This is a genomic window from Nostoc sp. FACHB-190, assembly GCF_014696905.1.
Taxonomy (GTDB): domain Bacteria; phylum Cyanobacteriota; class Cyanobacteriia; order Cyanobacteriales; family Nostocaceae; genus Nostoc_B.
On record NZ_JACJQW010000074.1, the window covers coordinates 1 to 17,335 of the forward strand.

Sequence of the window (17,335 nt, forward strand, 5' to 3'; positions counted from 1 at the left end):
TGATAAGATATCGGGCATGGGCTTGTTGTGGCTTTTGAGTTGTCGTTTGGGAAGACAATAACTCTACTACATCAGCCCTCTCTCTTCATCCTCTTATTTTGGCGAAGGTATTGTAAAAGCGAACTTGAAATTAATCGAATCTTCCAGCAGGGTCAGCGAGCCAAGCAAAAGATGATCACAGCTAACCTGCGATTAGTGGTTTCAATCGCTAAAAAATACCAGCATCGCAATCTGGAGTTCTTGGATTTGGTTCAAGAAGGAGCAATCGGTTTACAAAGGGGAATCGAGAAGTTTGACCCTAACCGAGGTTATAAGTTGTCAACCTACGCATACTGGTGGGTTACTCAAGCGATTACCAGAGCGATTGCCGAAAAATCTCGGACAGTGAGGCTACCAATTCACGTTAACGAGAAACTCAATCAAATTAAGAAGGTGCAGCGAGAACTATTTCTTACCCTCGGTCGTCGTGGCACGCTGACAGAAATGGCCCAAAAATTGGAGATGCAGCCGGGACAGATTCGAGAATATTTAGCGGCGGCGAATAAGACAATTTCTCTTGATTTAAAAGTAGGAGATAACCAAGATACAGAACTAAGCGAACTTCTAGCCGATGAAGGGACATCACCAGATGAACAAATTACCCAAGAAATGTTGAGCCAAAATTTAAGCGATCTGTTAGCAACACTAAAACCTGTGCAGCGTGAAGTCCTAATTTTACGCTTTGGACTGTTAGATAATCAAGAACGAAGTTTGGCTCAGATTGGGGAAAAGCTTCAGATCAGCAGAGAGCGAGTGCGTCAAATACAGATGCAAGCGATGACTGCGCTGCGTCGTCAACAACCATCTATTGCACAGTATCTAAATTCTTAATTAACAGATTAGCTCACCCTGATATAGATATCAACCCAGTAAGTTTTTTCAGCATCACAGCAGTAAATCTAAATGAATAATGAAGAGTTAGAAACGCTCAAAAAACTAGCTTTGTTAGATAATTCTTCAACAACGCTAGATTAAATCAGCTAGTCAAATCAATTCAAAATTGAAATCAGTCGGGGGTTGAACCTAGGATGTTGACTTTGAGGGCTTGACGATGGTAGTTTCTCATGCAAGAACTATGTAGGACGCTCAAAATTAATGCAAGAGTTTAAAAGCGCAAGCAGTCGGTTGGCAAGGCTATTTCACAAGGGTCGAGACAATTGGAAACTCAGAGCCTTGGAAAAGCAGAAAAAACTTAGAGCATTAGAAATAAAAGTGAGAGATTTATCTGCGTCAAGAGATTATTGGAAGAATCGAGCCAAGATTGCTGAAGAAAAACTACAAAAAGCAAACATAGAAACAGGCTTGGAAAAAAAAAGAGATTGATCCAAAAGGAGAGTTAGTTGCCAAGGGTCATCATTATTCAGTCGAAACAATACAAATTTCAGTACAACAAGTTATCAAGTGTGGCAGCAGTTATAGAGGGGTTGAAAAGACATTTGAGTTGTATAAAGAAATTTTCTCCTTCGATACACCTAGCTTTAGTAGCGTTAGAAAATGGTTAGGGAGAATTGGGTTGTATGAACTCAATAGAGATAAAGAATATCGAGACGATTGGATTTTTATTGTTGATTTGACGGTAGAAATAGGAAAAGAAAAAGGTCTGGTAGTCTTAGGAGTTTCAGAACAACTGCTAGTAGAAGAAGTTTTTCCATCAAAACGAGGATTGCAACATCAGGATGTTCAAATTCTAGGATTAGAAATCATGAGTTCAACGAAAGGAGAACTTATAGAGCAAAAACTGACAGAAATTACTCAAAAATTTGGTTGTCCTAAACAAATAATTGCTGACCGTGGAAGTGACATTCAACGGGGGATTAAACTTTATCAACAGAATCATACTGATGTAATTTATACCTATGATGTAACTCATGCAATGGCTTTACTCCTGAAGCATGAATTAATAAATTGCGAAAAATATCAGTCTTTTATACAGCAGTGTAGTCAATGTCGAAAACAACTGCAACAAACTGAACTATCTTTCTTAGCTCCTCCTGCACAACGTTCACAGTGTCGTTACTTTAACGTAGAAAAACTTTTAGAGTGGGCAGATAATCTGCTAAATTCACCGCTAGATGTTTTAACCGATTTAGTCCCAAATATTGAGCCAGAAATTCTCCTGACTAAGTTGAAACAGAAGTTGGGATGGTTAGCTTCTTATCAAGACTCACTCAGCAATTGGAAACAAATGGTTCAAATGACCCGCACCGTAGAAACTCACATTAAACTTGAAGGACTGAATCAAGAAAGCTTCAGTATTATTGAAAAATATTTAACAGTGGAAGTAGATTTTCCACAAGGGTTTGCTCAGAAAATTCTTGATTATTTGACTGGCGAGATTTCTCAGATGAAATCTGAGCAAACATTATTAGCAACTTCTGATGTTCTGGAATCACTTTTTGGTAAATACAAGCAGTTTTCTTCTCGTTCTCCTTTTAAACAAATAAGTCAAATATTTTTGAGTATTTGTTTATCAACCATGAATTTGACAACTACTCTTGTGAAAGAGGCATTAGAAACAGTCCGTTTTTTGGATGTTGAAGACTGGGCATCTCAAGTTTTTGGCCAATCCATGCTCTCGAAAAGAAGAATTTTGTTTTCTGCCACAACTTACGACACAGAAACTGCATGAAGAATTTTGAGCATCTCTCCCACAAAATCAACACCCTAGGTTGAACCCACCACTAATTTTAAGAATCAGTGGGAGCCTGTACTCAGAATCACTTAATTCAAAATTAATTGTCTTGCTTCTAATTTTGCCTACGTGAATTTTGCATTTTGAATTCAAAAAATGTCAATCAAGTAGCTTGATTAAAGAATCATATTTAGTACAACTCAAGGAGTTGATTTGCTAACGCTAAACTTTTGTACTTGATGGATTCTACTTGAAAGCAATAGGTTACAAATAAATACTGAGAGAGTAAAAATTATGCAAGTATGTCTAGTTACAGGTGGTAACTCTGGTGTAGGTTTAATGACGGCTATAGGTTTAGCCAAATTAGGCAATCATGTATTTATTGCTTGTCGTTCGGCAAATAAAGCCGCAAAAGCTATAGAATACATTCGCCAAACTACCGGAAATCAAAATGTAAAATTTTTACCGCTTGATCTAGCTTCTTTAGATTCAGTTCGTAGGTGTGTAAAACTATTTAATGACTACAATTTACCATTACATATATTAATCAATAATGCGGGTATATTCAACAATAGAGGCCAAACCAAAGAAGGGTTTGAACTGATTTGGGGAACTAACTATTTAGGACATTTCTTACTCACTTATTTATTACTAGAAAAATTGCAAAGCTCTGCCCCTAGCCGCATTATTATATTAGCGTCAGATTTAGCATTATCTCCAAATGGGATTGATTGGGATTTATTAGTTAAAAGAACACCGTTAAATTTTCTAAAATTATATGCTGTTTCTAAATTTTCTTTATTGCTTTTAACAAGAGAACTTTTGCAAAGATTAAGTAATTCTCAAGTCACTGTTAACGCAATACATCCAGGCTTTGTACAATCAAATATTACTATATGGCATCGTCTCAGCAAGTATTTAGGTTTAGGTATTTCCGTAGAAGCCGGAGCATATAGTACTCTAGTTGCTGCGACTTCCCCAGTTTATCAAAATATTAGTGGGAAATTTTTAGATAGTCACGCTCAAGAAATTCTCTTACCAGAAATAGCCCAAAATCAAGAATTGTCAAAGCAACTATGGGAACGTAGTTTATTATGGGCTGGTTGTAACCAGCAGTCGAATAACAAGAAAATTAATTATGATGGTACTGATGAAATTTGGGGGCCAAACTCTCTGGCTTTGAGTAGCAATGAAATAGCTGAGATTACCCAACATATTTTTGATGAAATTCTTTTAAAGTTACCAATTTAAATATTATTAAAACAGTTAGTTAAATCATTTATTAAATTTGATATTGGCTCGTTGTTCATTATATTAATCCAAGTTTTTACTAAACGTTTTTACATGGAAAGACATTTAGATTCACCTGTAATTTGGCAATTATGTCAAGATAAAAATTTATTAGAAAGGGTGAATGCTCATTTAGGGGATAATTTAGCGTTATGGCGGTCAGAACTATGGGTAAATTACCCTGCCCAGCAATTAATTCCTTTTTGGCATAGAGATTCTTATTCTAAACTTCTGAAAGGAGATGGTAAAACTATTAATGTTTATATAGCTTTGACAGAAGTTAATCAAGATAATGGATTTGAATATCTACCTAATATTGATTTAGAAAATTGCAAAATAAAAGGAACAGACCCTTTTAGTGGGAATCATTTTTTTGAAATCCCTAATGAAGTTGAAAAAAAAGCTATTCCTGTGGTATTGCATCCTGGTGAATTTGTACTATTTACTAATAAACTATTGCATCGCTCCATACAGAACAATAGCGGTAAAGCCCGACTTTCGCTAACCCTAAGATTAACTCAGTCAGGGGTAAAAGTTTTACCGGGTTATACTTCTAATTGCCAAAAGCCTGTAATTTTGCAATCACAAAAATAGCTGCCCATAATAAATGCTGTTTGGGATTGTCCGTTAAAATATTTTGTTGCTAATCGATTAGCTTAAGTGTTACAAAAGTAAAACTTAGAACTCAAAAGTCAGAATACACGCTTAATATTTGATGTAATGTTATTGTTTCTCTATTGAATATTTAAGCAGAAATTTTCTCAGAAAAATTCACCTGTGACATAACTTGTGCGCGGATTGAATTAGCCGCCGTCTCGGCAATTTCTGCTCTATCAGAATCATTAAGAACTACTGCAAGTAGCAATTTGAGAGCTTCGCGGTTAGATATAAACTCTTCACCGTATAAATCATCTTGCAGTAGGCTGGCTTCTAAGTAAGGTAATAGCTCAGGTGTAGGAGATATCAATCGCTGTTTAATAAGTCTCCTTGCTGCCTCTACTGCTGAGGAAGTACCTACGCCTAAATTCCATGTTTCAATTATTAGCCTGATTTCACGGTTAAGAGATACACGCAGCGTTGATAAGCGACCAAATAAAGGAAGATTGAGCATTAAAGGTGCTAATGCGCTACCCCAATCCAAACCAGCACCAATAGTACAATTTGCTTCATCTTCGATACGAACAGCCTCATCGAGCCATCCTTCACCAAAAAGTAAATCTATAGCTTCTTGGGTTGTGACTGGCTCATCTGCCTCAGAATTATGATTTTGCGGTTGGTGATTCATAAATTTTCACTTTATCTTCGTCTGAATACTCCATACTCAAAATAAACTAGATTCTCGTATTCTTCTTCAGGTCCGCAGTTAAACATATTTTGCTTTTCTTGACATACTCCCCACCATTGAATGGTGGGGATTCTAGGCTCAAACAGCGATTGCAGTTTCAAACCGACTTACATCGCCTAACCCAATGGTTGATGCCCCAACCATAAGAATATTGAGTGCGGCGTTTTCATCCCTTCCGTTCACTGACTGACAACCCGAACAACGCCATTCTCTGATAGACAAATCAAGACTTTCTAAAACCTGTCCACAGTGCGAACAGGTCTTACTACTGGGATACCATTGGTCGATGAAAACAACGCTCTTTTTCTTCTTTTTGGCAACCCATTCTAGAATTTGTAGAAACTCACCAAACGCCAAGTCTGATATTTTTCTACCCCAAAGACGTTGCATTCCTTTGAGGTTGAGTGTTTCAAAACATAGCACATCAAACTTATCAGTCAAATGATGCGCCAATTTCCAAAACCAATCACGCCGACGATGAGAAATATCTTCGTATCTGCGTACTAAATTCTTTCTGGCTCTTTCACGATTGATTGAGCCTTTCAATTTTTTGGAATGCTGTCTGCTGGCTACTTTGATGGCGTTTAGAGACTGCTTAAAAAATTGGGGTGACTCAATTTTTGTACCATCTGAGCAAGTGAGGAATGTCTTGAGTCCAAAATCAAACCCCGCTATTTTACCAGTCGTGGACTTGGTTTGTGACTCAGCACAATTATCAACTACTACAACCATAAACAATTCACCCAACGGTGTACGTTTTATGGTTAATGTTTTGACTGTTCCTTCTATCTCTCTAGACTTCCAAAACTGATATACTCGATTCCCAATTTTTACCCTATTGCCTCCCAAAAACTTATAACCAGCTTGTTTTAAGCTGAATGATTTGTATTTTTTAACTTTCTTAAATCCTGGTGGTTTAACTCCTTTCTTGTTATGTTTAAAAAACAATTGGTAAGCTTTCTCGATGCGTTGACAAATATCTTGTACTGCTTGAGAACCTACGGTTTGCCAAAATGGATTACGCTTTCTTAATTTGGCGATGTGCGACTGAAGTTTTGCACAACTCAAGTGCTTGCCCCACATTATGTAGTAGCGTTTGTGTAGAGCAATGCAATGATTGTAAATTACCCCAGACGCATTAATAATGCGTTTAAGGTGTCTATTTCTTTTGTGTTGATATAGCTTAAACTTCAGTGTTTTCATATTAATATTTTACCAAAAATATGAAGCTAAAAACTCAAATTCTTTCTAAATTAAGCAAAGTTTCTCTTGATGAGCGAGGCTTTAAACCCATGTTTTTGGTAACCCCACTCTACCTTCATACCCTAGCTCAACACTTCTAATTCTGGCAAAATTTAAGAGTGCTTGACCAACCCCTTTGAATTGAGGCGGACGCTGAATTTCGATTCGATTAGTGGGGGCAGTAGCAATGCCATCAACATAAACTAGTTTCTTACCAATATTTAATCGGGAACCGTGCATTTGTGTTTCTATGATCATTAAACCTTGAGTTTTGTTGTCGCACTCTACTGCATAACCTTCAAGATTTTCTTGATTGGCCAGATATCTTAATTTAAATATCCAGTCCCAGTATTTATCTTCTTGCGTAAATAACCTTAGAATTTCAACCCAATCATTTACATAATCATCAACGTGTCTTTGTCCTAAATCTACTAAAGATGCTGCAACAGATGTATTGTCAAGACCTCTTTTTAACTCTATTTTTCGCTGCATCTAAAGCTCCTAATTGCCAACTTATGATGGCTTTCCATAAATTGTTCAGTAAGCTCTAATGATATACTTAGTCCTATTCTACTTATATCTCATCTAACAACAGAGTTAAGAGAAACAAAGCTCGTTGCCGTTTATCATTTGAACCACTGTCCAAACCCAAAGCGATCACTAAAATTATTGTCAATAAGCATGGATTAATGCGATTATTTTTGAATCTATTGAGAATAATTTAGGCTTATTGAGATGATGTGGCTGCCCTGTAGAAGTAGGAATTCTTCCGGCTTTTTCTTCAGACTCCTCATGTGCCGAATCAGGACTGCAAAAGGATTGATGCCTTGTAATATTAACAAGGTCATCCAGCAAAGTAATTTGAGTTGACTGAAGGCAGTAGGTCGAGTTAACCACTCATGTATGGCAATCCGAGCTTCATCAAGAAAACTGTCATACTCTTCTTTAATTGGAGAAGCATGGAAGACTCGTGAGTTAATCCCATGAATTCCACTCACCCAGTTTGTCCCAATCTGGATTCTCTCTAGTTGAGCAACTTCAAGATGGTATAAGTCATGGTAGTGAATACAAACTCCTCGAACTCTTATATGCTCATTGCCAATCTTGATGGGGATTAAGCTTATACAACCAAGGAATTTTTTGAGTTTGACAATCCTGGGATTGTTTGTGCAGAGTGCTAAATAACTCCTTACTAAGGCGATCCAAGCTAGGTAGTAGGGAGATGAAGGAAACTGAGGGTTCTTTGAAATAACAGCCTGAGCTTTTGGAGAAATGTTCCTTATCTGCGAGGTGGGTTGAGGTTTGCTAGAAGTAGTTTGGCTAGAAATCTCTGCTAAAAAGACAAACAAGTAATGAGGAAATTTTATACAATACCGCTTTGATTGTAAACCTCGCTTGTTATCTTGCTGTAATTCCAAAAAGAGAATCATCTCTGGTTCCATTACTAAAGCACGAGCGATCGCTACGCGTTGTTTCTGCCCACCTGATAATTTGGAGGGGTAGATATGCGTAAGAACACTTAATTTGACTGCTCTGAAAACTTGCGTAAAATCTATACTTTCGATTGTGGCTGATTGAGATACTTAGAGAAAAATTATCTAAAAATGGTACGAGTACAGTTAGTTTATCCAAAAATCCCAGATAGCAAAAACTGCCCTTTGGAACGGTGCATAGCTTTTGAAAAATATGATGGAACCAACTTACATTGGGTTTGGAATTTTGAACTTGGCTGGTATGCTTTTGGTACGCGTCGAGATCGCTTTGATTTGGATGAGCAGGGGATTGCACAATTCAATGCTGCACATCCAGGATTAGAAGAAGCTTCTGATATTTTTAATAGAGAGTTTGCCAGTGCTTTAGAAGGAGTATTTAGAGAAAATAAGAACTATCAATATCCAGAAATTACTGTGTTTACTGAGTTTTTTGGGATGAACTCATTTGCAGGAATGCACAAGCAGGATGACCCAAAACAACTGCTTATTTTTGATGTACAAACCGATAAATATATTATTCATCCCGAACAATTTATTCAAGATTTCAGTAAATTTAATATTGCGCGTGTTATTTATCGAGGTAAGCTAACTGGCAAATTTATTCATGATGTTCGTGAAAGTAAATATGATGTAAACGAAGGAGTGATCTGTAAAGGAGGAAAAAATATTAATAACCTCTGGATGGTAAAAATTAAAACTTATTCTTATCAGAAAAAATTACAGCAAGTTTTTACAAATGATTGGCAGTCATACTGGGAATAAGGTTTGCACTCACGCCTTTACACTGAATCTGTTGGTGCATTGTGAGCAGGAAATCCTAATGCACCACCAAATTTTTATTGCCTTAATTCACCAGCTTCAATTCTTCACGCTTAGTGTTCGACCCCACCATCTTAATCAACTGCTGATTCAGGTAGCTCTGGGCTGAAACATAAACGTTATCCCAAATCACCGGGTTACGGCAGATTTTACTGCCAACAGTGTTACCTGCTAATTTCTCCGACACCAAGTATTTCTTATAATAGTTTGCCCACAAATGCTGTAGAAAATCTTCAGCAAACTCATCAAAAGGAATGATCCAGTTGTACTGTTCATCCAAAAATACCCGATAAGCAGCAACAATAGGCATGGCAATATCAGCAGGTGCAGCAAACCCAAACGAGTATCGGCTATCGGGCAGCAGTGTATTCTTGCGCGGGTCGATAGAGGCGAGGTCAACTACTCCCTTTCGTCTGGGCTTGGTTATGTGTTCCTCAATTATTTGAAATAACCGTTGCTCAATCCATAACCCTTTGGGCAGTAACGGTAACAATTTCGATAGCCTTTGTCTTTCCGCCTCACTCAATGAAGGCGTATTGCTAACAGGTGGATGTTTGGTTCTGCTTTTGCTGTCTGGGTTGTATTTGTTCCTGTCCAGGCAGTTCATCAACTTAATGAGATGGTTGACATTGCACTGAGGGCTTTTGGGCGCACCGCTTTGGTTCTGGTAATAGGCAATGCGGAATTTGGTTTTTTCCTCTCGCTCCAGTTGAGTTAAAAACTGTTTCAGGAATTTATAATCACCCCTAGCGTTAACTTTAGAACGCGCGTCAACCGGGGCAGAAGTATTAGAAGCCAGGGCGATGTCTTTGGCATCGTCCTCACTAAGCCCAATGTGGATTGTGACTTTGACTCTGGCTTCACTTAGATCATACTTGTATTCTCTGGCCTGTTGAAAGGCTAAAACCGTATGCCCACCATTGATAATGCCATCGCTACCGCCCTCAGAGGCTTCCAGTATCTCTAGTTCTAGCTGAGTCTTTTTACTGTTAGGCTTGACCTTGTTGGCACACAGCACGATACCACTATGTCTGGAGAAGAATTTGTCAGGCTCAGTGGTTAAGGAGTCAAAGATTTGTCTGTATGTCGAGCTTTTGCGGTTGGGTTCTCTGATATTGGGTTCTAGAGGTAGGTCGGCAGGGAAACTGTCAACGTGAACGGTAGCGATAATACAGTGGGGGTTTGCATTGAAAAACTGGTCTATTTTCAAAGTCCAATTTTTTGGCATAGTTTCTTTGGTGTGGGGAGTGCAACTGATACTAATGAAGAATACAAAATTTAGGAGCAAATGACCAAGCCCTGTAAGGTCAAACCTTTGATCTCCACACCAGAAATGAGAAAAAATAAAGCGACGGGTAAAAACCACATCACTTTGCCTTTACCATCTTTGGAGAGTAACCCTATTTAATTTTGTTACGCTATTAAGCGAGATGACTCAACATTTATTAAGATACCTTCACGCACTGCATTTCCGGCAACAGTTGCAATTGCATCCCAGTCTTCATTGTTGTACAGCACACTCAACAATTCCTGTAATACTTGGCTATCACCAATCAATTCTTCGGAGTACAAATCATCACGCATCAATATACTTTCTAGGGAAGGAATAGCTTTTTGCTGTGGTAATTGTAGACGAGACAATAAACGTGTAGATGCAGTTTCAATAGCTTTTTCTTCCCCTACTCCTAGATTCCATCCCTGTAGCATCTGACGAATTTCTCGGTTGAGGGATAAACGTAGTATTGTCATCCTATGTAATAATGCCGGATTTTTCATAAAGGCAACAAACACTCGCTCATTACCCCAATCAAGTCCTGCGCTTACATCGCAAGCAGCTTCATCTTCAGCACGAATTGCTGCTTGTATAGATTCACGGTTAAACAATAATTCAATTGCTTCTTCAACTGTAATATTTTCTTCCATATCCAGATTTTTGTCTATTATCGTCGTAGCTGACTGTATTCAAAATAAATTAAATAGTCCTTGTTATAATCTGCTCCGAAATTATTCATCAATTGATTTTCTTGACACTCCTCAACCTAAAGACATGAGGATTCTTGCCTCATAGGGACTCCAATGAATTTACCCTCAGCAAGCATCTTGACCGTATGCCCTACGGCTGCAAGTCCCCTTTGGAGAACTACTTGCGCTGCTGCCACATCTCTATCAGTGGTATAGCCGCAATTTGAACAAGCATGAGTACGTTGTGACAATTCTTTTTTGCCTGTTTCAACACCACAACTAGGACAAATTTGGCTTGTTTTACGGCTGTCCACTTTCTGAAAATAGACACCACGCTTAAAACAGGTCTGCTCAAGGATGTTGAAGAATTGACCGAATCCAGCGTCTAAACAGTGTTTGCCCAAGATTGAGCGCGATAATCCCACTAAATGCAAATCCTCAACAAACACCATCCCTGCATCATTACAGATTTGGTGAGCCAGTTTAGAGTGCCAATCTTTGCGGCAACGAGCAACATACTCATGCAGTTTTGCTACCTTCTTTTGGGCTTTGTGCCAGTTGTTCGAGCCAATACGTTTTCGAGAGACGCGCTTTTGCAGCAATTTCAGCTTGCACTCGGCATCAATAAAAAACCTCGGACGTTTGACAGTTAGCCCGTTAGAAGTAGCAATAAAACTTGTTAAGCCTACATCGATTCCTAATGCTTTACCTTGTGGCGTGGGCTGGGGTACATCTACATCCCACTGCACAATTAGTAGCACATACCAACCAGAAGCACGTTTAACAATATGAGCTTGTTTTACTGTACTGCCATCAGGTATTTCGCGTGATTGATGAAATTTTACCCAGCCAATTTTAGGAAGGTTTATTCTTCTTTTTTGAATTGAATTAGCTCCTAACTGTGGAAACACAAAAGAGCGCATCTTCCCTGGTTTTTTAAATCTAGGGAATCCGTGCTTCTGTTCCCACATTGCTACAAAAGCTTTCTCAAGACGTTTCAATGTTTGTTGTAAAACTTGTGCTGAAACTTTCTTAAGTTCAGGATATTTATTTTTTGCTTGGGTTAATCTTTCGGATTGATTAAAATAAGTTGGTCGTGGTGTATCAGCAGGAATGATGTACTGAGAATGCAACGAACAAGCATTAATCCGACAACTACGAGATTTAATCCAGTCTTTGCGTTCACACAGCGCATAGTTATAGACACGGCGACATTGTTCTAACCAGTCTTCAAATATAGCAATTTGGTTTTGTGTGGGCTTAAGCTTAAATTCGTAGGTCAGATGAAACACTTGAATTATCTCCTAATTGTTTCTAATTTTTGACTACCCCACTAAATACCTCACCACTTGCGGATCTATCGCTGCAATTCGATGCTTAATTGGCTGTGGAGGATGTTTGAAAAACTGTTTTAAGTCTCGGCTTTTGACTTGATAACGATTAGCACAACGCTTTTTGGCTTTCAACCAACCTTGCCTCACCCAATTAATAACTGTGCTTGGAGGCACACAAAGGTTTTTTGCTATTTCACGGCAACTGTAATTGTCTAGAACTGGGCGTGTAGAATACCCTAAAGAATTCAATTTTCTCGTAACTGCTGATACTGTGCGATGATAACCCCGTCTTTTTAGTCGAAAAGCTATTTGCTTTGGAGTGTACATCTCGGCCATTTCATACAAAGTTGCTAATTCCGATTCATCCCATTTAATACTCATAATTAAATCTCCAAATTCTCAGCTAATAAGCTTGATATTTTGGTACGGCAACTCAATCATGAATTGCCGTTATTGCTTGTTAATTAACGTTTTCTACTGGGTACAACCACCTGATTCTGTGGCTGTAACGATGCCCTCGCCTCTGCTTCCGAGACTGCTGGCAGTGCTGGTCTAATCTCTGCATTTAATGACCATCTTTCGTAAGTCTCGTTAGTAACCCAGTGAAGTGTTGCCCCAGACTCTGCACCGCTACGAATCATTTCAGCCGCTTCCAGGGCATCCTTCTCAAAATCAGACTGCGGGTTGCGATACGACCACTGAATAAACCAATACGTACCTAGCGCACCTTCTACCTTCTGGAACTCAGCACAGAAGATGTAGTTTTTCAGCACCGAAGCGATCGCCGCATAGCAAAACTCTTTCGGATCTCCCGGCATCCCTTCCTCGCACCACTGCTGAAACGCACGATGCGCGAAGTGATTGTAGAGTCCGGCGAAACTGTCTTTGCTCCGGCGGTGCATCAAGAACGAAAGCAGCATCGAAGCCTGACCCTTGAATTGATCCTTGAGTCCGCCAGCTACAGGAATCACCCACAGTTCGGTGAATGGCTCGTTGGTGAAGTTTTCGTTGATTGTGAGTAAGCGGTCTGGGCGAGAAATAGCGATCGCAAAATCTGCCTTGTTGCCTTTGAGATATCCGCCCTGCTGTGCTTCCAGAATCGTTAACTTGGGAGGACAATCCAACAGAAATTGCCCGTATTCTTTTGCACAGTTTGCTTGCAGTTTTGGTTGGCTGGGAGGAATGAGAAAGACGCTGTTGTTGATTTTGATGGTTTCCATATTTGTGTATGTGTTTTGGAATACTGAGAGTGTGGTTGTGTTTTGTGTAATGTTGATGAGGACAACACAAAAAACTTTTAACTGCCTGAATGAATTAGGGATCATTCAGGTATTATTTATTTTTAGTCAGCAATATCTAATGCAAGACTTTGGCTTGGTTCGAGTTCCAATTCCAAATAAGAAAGCGCAGTTTCAGCGTCACCAATAGTTAGATCGGGCTGATATCCAAGTGTTAGATAATCTGGGTGTTTGGCAATTTCTTTGAGGATGAATTTACCCGCATCAACTAAATCGTGCAGAGGTGGATAAGGTGGTTGGGTGCTTTCTTCAACCGTAGAATTAGCAACTACAACGCTTACACCAACTGCATTTAATTCATGTTTCAGCATTTGAATTTGGCGCAGGTAGCTGTTAATTTCTGTCTCTAAAACTGTTTTTAGCTCCTGTGCTGAAAGCAGTTTTATGTCATCCTCAATCCGTGTTTCATCATCTTCTGTGTTCTTGTTTGGCAGCAAAATATAACGCCAACCCGCACCGTATTCATCAGCTAAATATGTATCTTCGGCGTAATACTTCATGCCGATTATTTGACCGCGTTCTGTGCGTTGTCCAAAGCCAAAACGTGGGTACTGCCAAACCGGAGGAATCGAAATTGTAGCTTCCATGATTGTATTGATGAAGAGATTGTTATATTTAATACGTCATTGAATGAGGTAGTAGATAGGACTAGCAGGGGTGTAGAGAAAAAGGGAATTAGCTGTAACTCCCGTTAATCCTCAACCCTGCCCCGTTTCCTGGTGCTACGCAGCCACGAACTCCGCACTATCGAGCAATTCTTTTAGTTCCACAGAAGGCATTTGCTCAAGCGGTCTGTACTGCAAGTATTCATCAAGAGCCGTACACTCTGGCAACTCCGCCCGTGACACATACCAAACCGCATCTGAAACTGAGTCACAAAGGATTCGCTGTTGATGAGCGTCTGAAGCGCGGGTGAACCACCAGTTACCGTTAGTGCAACCCACTTCGCCCAGTTTCTCGTCGTTGCGGTAAATGCCGTCTTCCAATAGTTCCAAGCCCAGGTTTTCGCATTCGTTGAAAATCTGCGCCATGATTTCGTTACCCGTACAAGAGGCAACGGGGCAGGGTGCAGGGTGCAGAGGGGAAATTTCCTCACCTTGTCTCCCTGCTCCCTGCTCCCCTGCTTCTTCTTGAACTGGTAATGAACCATCCTTGTGATGTGTGCAGATGTAGCGGTAGCACCTACCCCAAGCATCAGCACGGAATTCTTCTTTGTTGTTGACCATGACCAGCCATCTTTGAGTAACAAAATCGTTATGGTCGTAGGAAATTTGGGCTATCAGTTGACCGTTGGCGTAAATTTCGTGGTTGTAAAAGTCGATTTCAACGCTGGTAAATTCTTCTGGTGCTACAGCTTGCGCTTGAGCTTCTATATAGTTGTATAGCTCTGCCTGTGCTACGACTAGCTCATCTATTGCGTTGCGGTTAAAACCTTTTGATGCTTGCTCTGTATTGGTAAAGTAGGTCATAATTAGAATTTCCTGCCTCTTCATGGGGTTAGGTCTTTACAAAGGGCGATCGCTCAAGTTGTCCAGACCTCGCGATCGCCTTTTGTTTGTATAGATACAGTATATGCAATAGCTATGCAAAGGTCAAGCTATTTGTAGCATTTGTATATGCAAAATTTAACAAACCCTTGTATATTAAGGAAAAACTTAGCATAGGCATTGCATAGACAAATAAACAAGGCTAGTCTATGTATAGACAAGTAAGTGCAGGAAGCAGTATGGGTCAACTGAACATCCGAATAGATGATGAGTTAAAGGAAGCTTTCATTAAGAAAGCGAAAGAAAATAACACTTCAGCGACAGAACTGCTAATCGAATATATGAAGCAGTATTTAGCTACTCCCCAAAAGAGCGAATCCCAAAAAATAGAGGAATTAGAAAGAAGATTAGTAAAGGTTGAGCAAGTATTGGGGGAATTAGCAGCCTGAGAAATGAGCTTCTGTTTCTCAGGCAGTGGCGCGTGCGTCTCCGTAAATCTTTAAAACCTGATTCTTTATCCCCTGACGATGAGCCAGGGGATTTTGCATAAATGGGGTGTATATACATTTTCTATGCGCTGCATTGACTAATCTATGCAACGCCTATACTATGAATATATAGAGTCATCACTTGCATTAGGTATCTGGGGAGGTTTTAAAGCTTAGATAATGGTTAGAAATGGCACACGTATAAGAAGCTTTAACTATAGATAAATCGCTGAAAGACAATACAAACAAGCGAAAAGTTGAGTAAAACATTAGCTTGTTGATTCCCCCCTGTCAGTTTCCTACGCTACCAGAGGGGATAGTCAAACGACCTTCAAACAAGTCTATGACTACACAAACAATATCAAATCCTCCTGCCTTATGCACAGAGGAAAATGCTGTTATTGGCAATTACACCGTTAAAACAGCATCAACTCCTAATTACGATCTTCTCAACACCAGCATTAAAGAAACCTTCACAGCCATCGACCGCTTCGAGTGGCAGGCCGTTGATGAGATTTTGCAAATGCGTGACAATCAGCTTTATCGTGAAGCTGGTTACAAATCTTTTGAGGAATACTGCCAAGCTGAGTTATCAGCCTGGGGTGGCTACCGCAGAATCAATCAACTCCTGGGAGCCAAGAAAGTTAAGGATACAGCTGACGAATTGGGCGAACACATCAAAAATGAACGTCAAGCCCGTTCGTTAATCCGATTAGTCAAGGAACCAGAGAAACTAAAACAGGCTGTTGCGATCGCACTGCAAGATAATCCTTCACCCAGTGAATCAGACTTTGCGGCAGCTGCAAACAAAGTGGTTCCTCGTCTGCCACGCCAAAAAACTCAGGAACCAATGGTTCCTCAAATTCAAGAACTAGTGCTTCCTCAGATTCAGGAACCAATAGTTCACCAAACTCAGGAACCAGTGGTTCCTCAACCTGCCACCGTCAAGGTTACGTCACTATCTCATCCAAGACATGGGCAATCAGGAACCATCTCAGCCGACCCACCCAATCAAAGACAGCAGATTGTCACGTTTGAGGATGGCGAGAGAGAACTGGTCAACAATGCTGATTTGAGTAATGACGCAATTGAGTCATTTACCCCTGAGCGAACTTACCCCAAAGAATACGCCGAAGCGATCGCACAACTCAAACAGCAGCACCAACAAGAACTAGAACGGTTAGAACGGGATTTGCGGATTGGCTTGCAGACAGAAGCCACAGCCCAAGCCCAGCAACAGGTAGAAGAACAACTCACCACTTTAAAAAACCTGTTTCAGCAACAAAAGAAAGAAAATATCCAGTTACAGCAACGGATTTCCCAGTTGGAAGGACTCAGACAGTTAGAACTTGAAAACCAGAGACTACAAAAACGTATTCAGGAATTGGAACACGCTGTGCAAGAACGTCCTGCTCAGGAATGGGGGAATACTCTTACTAAACAGGCTACCAAAGCGTTAAACAAGGAAGTCAAGCGATCGCTGGATAAGACGATTGATTTGCGATCGCTGGCGCAAGAACCACCAAAAGAAAATGCTCAAGAATGCTTACGACTGATGGGTATTGCTTTGAGTAATCTTGCCAGTGCTATGAACAATACCAAGGCATTAGAAGCTGCGGCGTTAATTTTGGGGAGTGAGCCAACACCGTCTGCGATCGCGTATCGAGCCGAACAGCTACAACTCATTCCTCAAGCAGTTAGCGATATTCGGGCGGTGCTATCCAAGCCTGGGTGTAGCTGGTGGGACTATTTGGAAGTCGCCCAAGAGTACGAGGTTATCAAAGCCGACTACTTGTAGCGAACTGCAAACATCCAGGGCTAAAACTGCAAACAAGGCGATTTTGAAACCACATTATTTGCAAATAAGGTTCTGCTCAAAACGACATTATTTGCAAATGAAACTGCA

General features: G+C 40.0%; 17 protein-coding genes and 4 pseudogenes. 8 read left to right on the forward strand and 13 right to left on the reverse strand.

Translation table 11 applies throughout. The features are described 5' to 3' along the window. Positions 1–114: 114 nt before the first annotated feature. The 5 genes and pseudogenes from H6G28_RS34910 to H6G28_RS36520 form a co-directional block, all read left to right on the forward strand. Positions 115–870, forward strand: a pseudogene (locus H6G28_RS34910) (sigma-70 family RNA polymerase sigma factor); the annotation flags it as partial. A gap of 342 nt (positions 871–1,212) precedes the next feature. Next, entirely contained in the window at positions 1,213–1,362 is a 150-nt protein-coding gene (locus tag H6G28_RS34915) for a hypothetical protein (protein ID WP_242054743.1), read from the forward strand. A gap of 118 nt (positions 1,363–1,480) precedes the next feature. Further along, a complete protein-coding gene (locus tag H6G28_RS34920) occupies positions 1,481–2,668 on the forward strand; it encodes a hypothetical protein (protein WP_190677765.1) in 1,188 nt (395 codons plus the stop codon). Between the two features lie 297 nt (positions 2,669–2,965). Further along, a complete protein-coding gene (locus tag H6G28_RS36515) occupies positions 2,966–3,922 on the forward strand; it encodes an SDR family NAD(P)-dependent oxidoreductase (protein WP_199333014.1) in 957 nt (318 codons plus the stop codon). Between the two features lie 93 nt (positions 3,923–4,015). Continuing rightward, positions 4,016–4,555: a phytanoyl-CoA dioxygenase family protein gene (locus H6G28_RS36520; protein WP_199333015.1), complete on the forward strand. Its 540-nt coding sequence runs from the start codon at positions 4,016–4,018 to the stop codon at positions 4,553–4,555. Positions 4,556–4,706: 151 nt separating this feature from the next. Here the strand turns inward: H6G28_RS36520 and H6G28_RS34930 are convergent, their stop codons facing one another. From H6G28_RS34930 to H6G28_RS34950, 6 genes and pseudogenes are all read right to left on the reverse strand, one after another. Continuing rightward, positions 4,707–5,246, reverse strand: coding sequence for a hypothetical protein (locus tag H6G28_RS34930; RefSeq protein WP_190595221.1), 540 nt, complete (start codon positions 5,244–5,246; stop codon positions 4,707–4,709). Between the two features lie 11 nt (positions 5,247–5,257). Next, positions 5,258–5,344, reverse strand: a pseudogene (locus tag H6G28_RS37905) (GNAT family N-acetyltransferase); the annotation flags it as partial. Between the two features lie 40 nt (positions 5,345–5,384). Continuing rightward, positions 5,385–6,509, reverse strand: a complete 1,125-nt coding sequence (locus H6G28_RS34935; protein ID WP_190677767.1) for an RNA-guided endonuclease InsQ/TnpB family protein — start codon at positions 6,507–6,509, stop codon at positions 5,385–5,387. A 99-nt stretch (positions 6,510–6,608) separates the two neighbouring features. Next, positions 6,609–7,040 (reverse strand): annotated as a pseudogene (locus tag H6G28_RS34940) (GNAT family N-acetyltransferase); the annotation flags it as partial. 215 nt (positions 7,041–7,255) lie between these two features. Further along, on the reverse strand, positions 7,256–7,978 hold the full coding sequence (locus H6G28_RS34945; protein WP_242049408.1) for a hypothetical protein: 723 nt from the start codon (positions 7,976–7,978) through the stop codon (positions 7,256–7,258). Beyond that, positions 7,961–8,089 (reverse strand): annotated as a pseudogene (locus H6G28_RS34950) (ATP-binding cassette domain-containing protein); the annotation flags it as partial. The gene H6G28_RS34945 and the pseudogene H6G28_RS34950, both read right to left, overlap by 18 nt. A 63-nt stretch (positions 8,090–8,152) precedes the next feature. Between H6G28_RS34950 and H6G28_RS34955 the strand changes: the two are divergent. Continuing rightward, complete coding sequence (locus H6G28_RS34955) at positions 8,153–8,803, forward strand: RNA ligase family protein (RefSeq protein WP_190677769.1); 651 nt, start codon at positions 8,153–8,155, stop codon at positions 8,801–8,803. Between the two features lie 82 nt (positions 8,804–8,885). Here the strand turns inward: H6G28_RS34955 and H6G28_RS34960 are convergent, their stop codons facing one another. The 7 genes from H6G28_RS34960 to H6G28_RS34990 form a co-directional block, all read right to left on the reverse strand. Further along, a complete protein-coding gene (locus H6G28_RS34960) occupies positions 8,886–10,088 on the reverse strand; it encodes an AIPR family protein (protein ID WP_190677770.1) in 1,203 nt (400 codons plus the stop codon). A gap of 185 nt (positions 10,089–10,273) precedes the next feature. Beyond that, a complete protein-coding gene (locus H6G28_RS34965; RefSeq protein ID WP_190595217.1) occupies positions 10,274–10,783 on the reverse strand; it encodes a hypothetical protein in 510 nt (169 codons plus the stop codon). Between the two features lie 116 nt (positions 10,784–10,899). Continuing rightward, a complete protein-coding gene (locus H6G28_RS34970) occupies positions 10,900–12,114 on the reverse strand; it encodes an RNA-guided endonuclease InsQ/TnpB family protein (protein WP_190677772.1) in 1,215 nt (404 codons plus the stop codon). A gap of 33 nt (positions 12,115–12,147) precedes the next feature. Next, positions 12,148–12,537: a MerR family transcriptional regulator gene (locus tag H6G28_RS34975; protein ID WP_199333016.1), complete on the reverse strand. Its 390-nt coding sequence runs from the start codon at positions 12,535–12,537 to the stop codon at positions 12,148–12,150. A gap of 83 nt (positions 12,538–12,620) precedes the next feature. Then, on the reverse strand, positions 12,621–13,481 hold the full coding sequence (locus tag H6G28_RS34980) for a hypothetical protein (protein ID WP_242054744.1): 861 nt from the start codon (positions 13,479–13,481) through the stop codon (positions 12,621–12,623). 17 nt (positions 13,482–13,498) lie between these two features. Beyond that, positions 13,499–14,041 (reverse strand): hypothetical protein, encoded by a 543-nt coding sequence (locus H6G28_RS34985; RefSeq protein ID WP_190677774.1) that lies wholly within the window; start codon positions 14,039–14,041, stop codon positions 13,499–13,501. Positions 14,042–14,176: 135 nt separating this feature from the next. Further along, positions 14,177–14,923, reverse strand: a complete 747-nt coding sequence (locus H6G28_RS34990) for a hypothetical protein (protein WP_190677776.1) — start codon at positions 14,921–14,923, stop codon at positions 14,177–14,179. Positions 14,924–15,150: 227 nt separating this feature from the next. Between H6G28_RS34990 and H6G28_RS34995 the strand changes: the two genes are divergently transcribed. Continuing rightward, the gene (locus H6G28_RS34995; RefSeq protein ID WP_190677778.1) at positions 15,151–15,390 is read left to right on the forward strand and encodes a hypothetical protein; all 240 of its coding nucleotides are present in this window, start codon (positions 15,151–15,153) and stop codon (positions 15,388–15,390) included. A 382-nt stretch (positions 15,391–15,772) separates the two neighbouring features. Next, positions 15,773–17,227 carry a hypothetical protein gene (locus tag H6G28_RS35000; protein ID WP_242054745.1) on the forward strand — a complete coding sequence of 485 codons (1,455 nt, stop codon included), beginning with the start codon at positions 15,773–15,775 and terminating at the stop codon, positions 17,225–17,227. Positions 17,228–17,335 lie beyond the last annotated feature (108 nt).

Bases quoted from the DNA above. Each gene is read 5' to 3' on its own strand.
- H6G28_RS34995 (WP_190677778.1), top strand. From the start codon at position 15,151: ATGTATAGACAAGTAAGTGCAGGAAGCAGTATGGGTCAACTGAACATC.
- H6G28_RS34935 (WP_190677767.1), bottom strand. From the start codon at position 6,509: ATGAAAACACTGAAGTTTAAGCTATATCAACACAAAAGAAATAGACAC.
- H6G28_RS34955 (WP_190677769.1), top strand. From the start codon at position 8,153: ATGGTACGAGTACAGTTAGTTTATCCAAAAATCCCAGATAGCAAAAAC.
- H6G28_RS35000 (WP_242054745.1), top strand. From the start codon at position 15,773: ATGACTACACAAACAATATCAAATCCTCCTGCCTTATGCACAGAGGAA.
- H6G28_RS36515 (WP_199333014.1), top strand. From the start codon at position 2,966: ATGCAAGTATGTCTAGTTACAGGTGGTAACTCTGGTGTAGGTTTAATG.
- H6G28_RS34930 (WP_190595221.1), bottom strand. From the start codon at position 5,246: ATGAATCACCAACCGCAAAATCATAATTCTGAGGCAGATGAGCCAGTC.
- H6G28_RS36520 (WP_199333015.1), top strand. From the start codon at position 4,016: ATGGAAAGACATTTAGATTCACCTGTAATTTGGCAATTATGTCAAGAT.
- H6G28_RS34960 (WP_190677770.1), bottom strand. From the start codon at position 10,088: ATGCCAAAAAATTGGACTTTGAAAATAGACCAGTTTTTCAATGCAAAC.
- H6G28_RS34945 (WP_242049408.1), bottom strand. From the start codon at position 7,978: ATGATTCTCTTTTTGGAATTACAGCAAGATAACAAGCGAGGTTTACAA.
- H6G28_RS34985 (WP_190677774.1), bottom strand. From the start codon at position 14,041: ATGGAAGCTACAATTTCGATTCCTCCGGTTTGGCAGTACCCACGTTTT.
- H6G28_RS34990 (WP_190677776.1), bottom strand. From the start codon at position 14,923: ATGACCTACTTTACCAATACAGAGCAAGCATCAAAAGGTTTTAACCGC.
- H6G28_RS34965 (WP_190595217.1), bottom strand. From the start codon at position 10,783: ATGGAAGAAAATATTACAGTTGAAGAAGCAATTGAATTATTGTTTAAC.
- H6G28_RS34980 (WP_242054744.1), bottom strand. From the start codon at position 13,481: ATGATCCCTAATTCATTCAGGCAGTTAAAAGTTTTTTGTGTTGTCCTC.
- H6G28_RS34975 (WP_199333016.1), bottom strand. From the start codon at position 12,537: ATGAGTATTAAATGGGATGAATCGGAATTAGCAACTTTGTATGAAATG.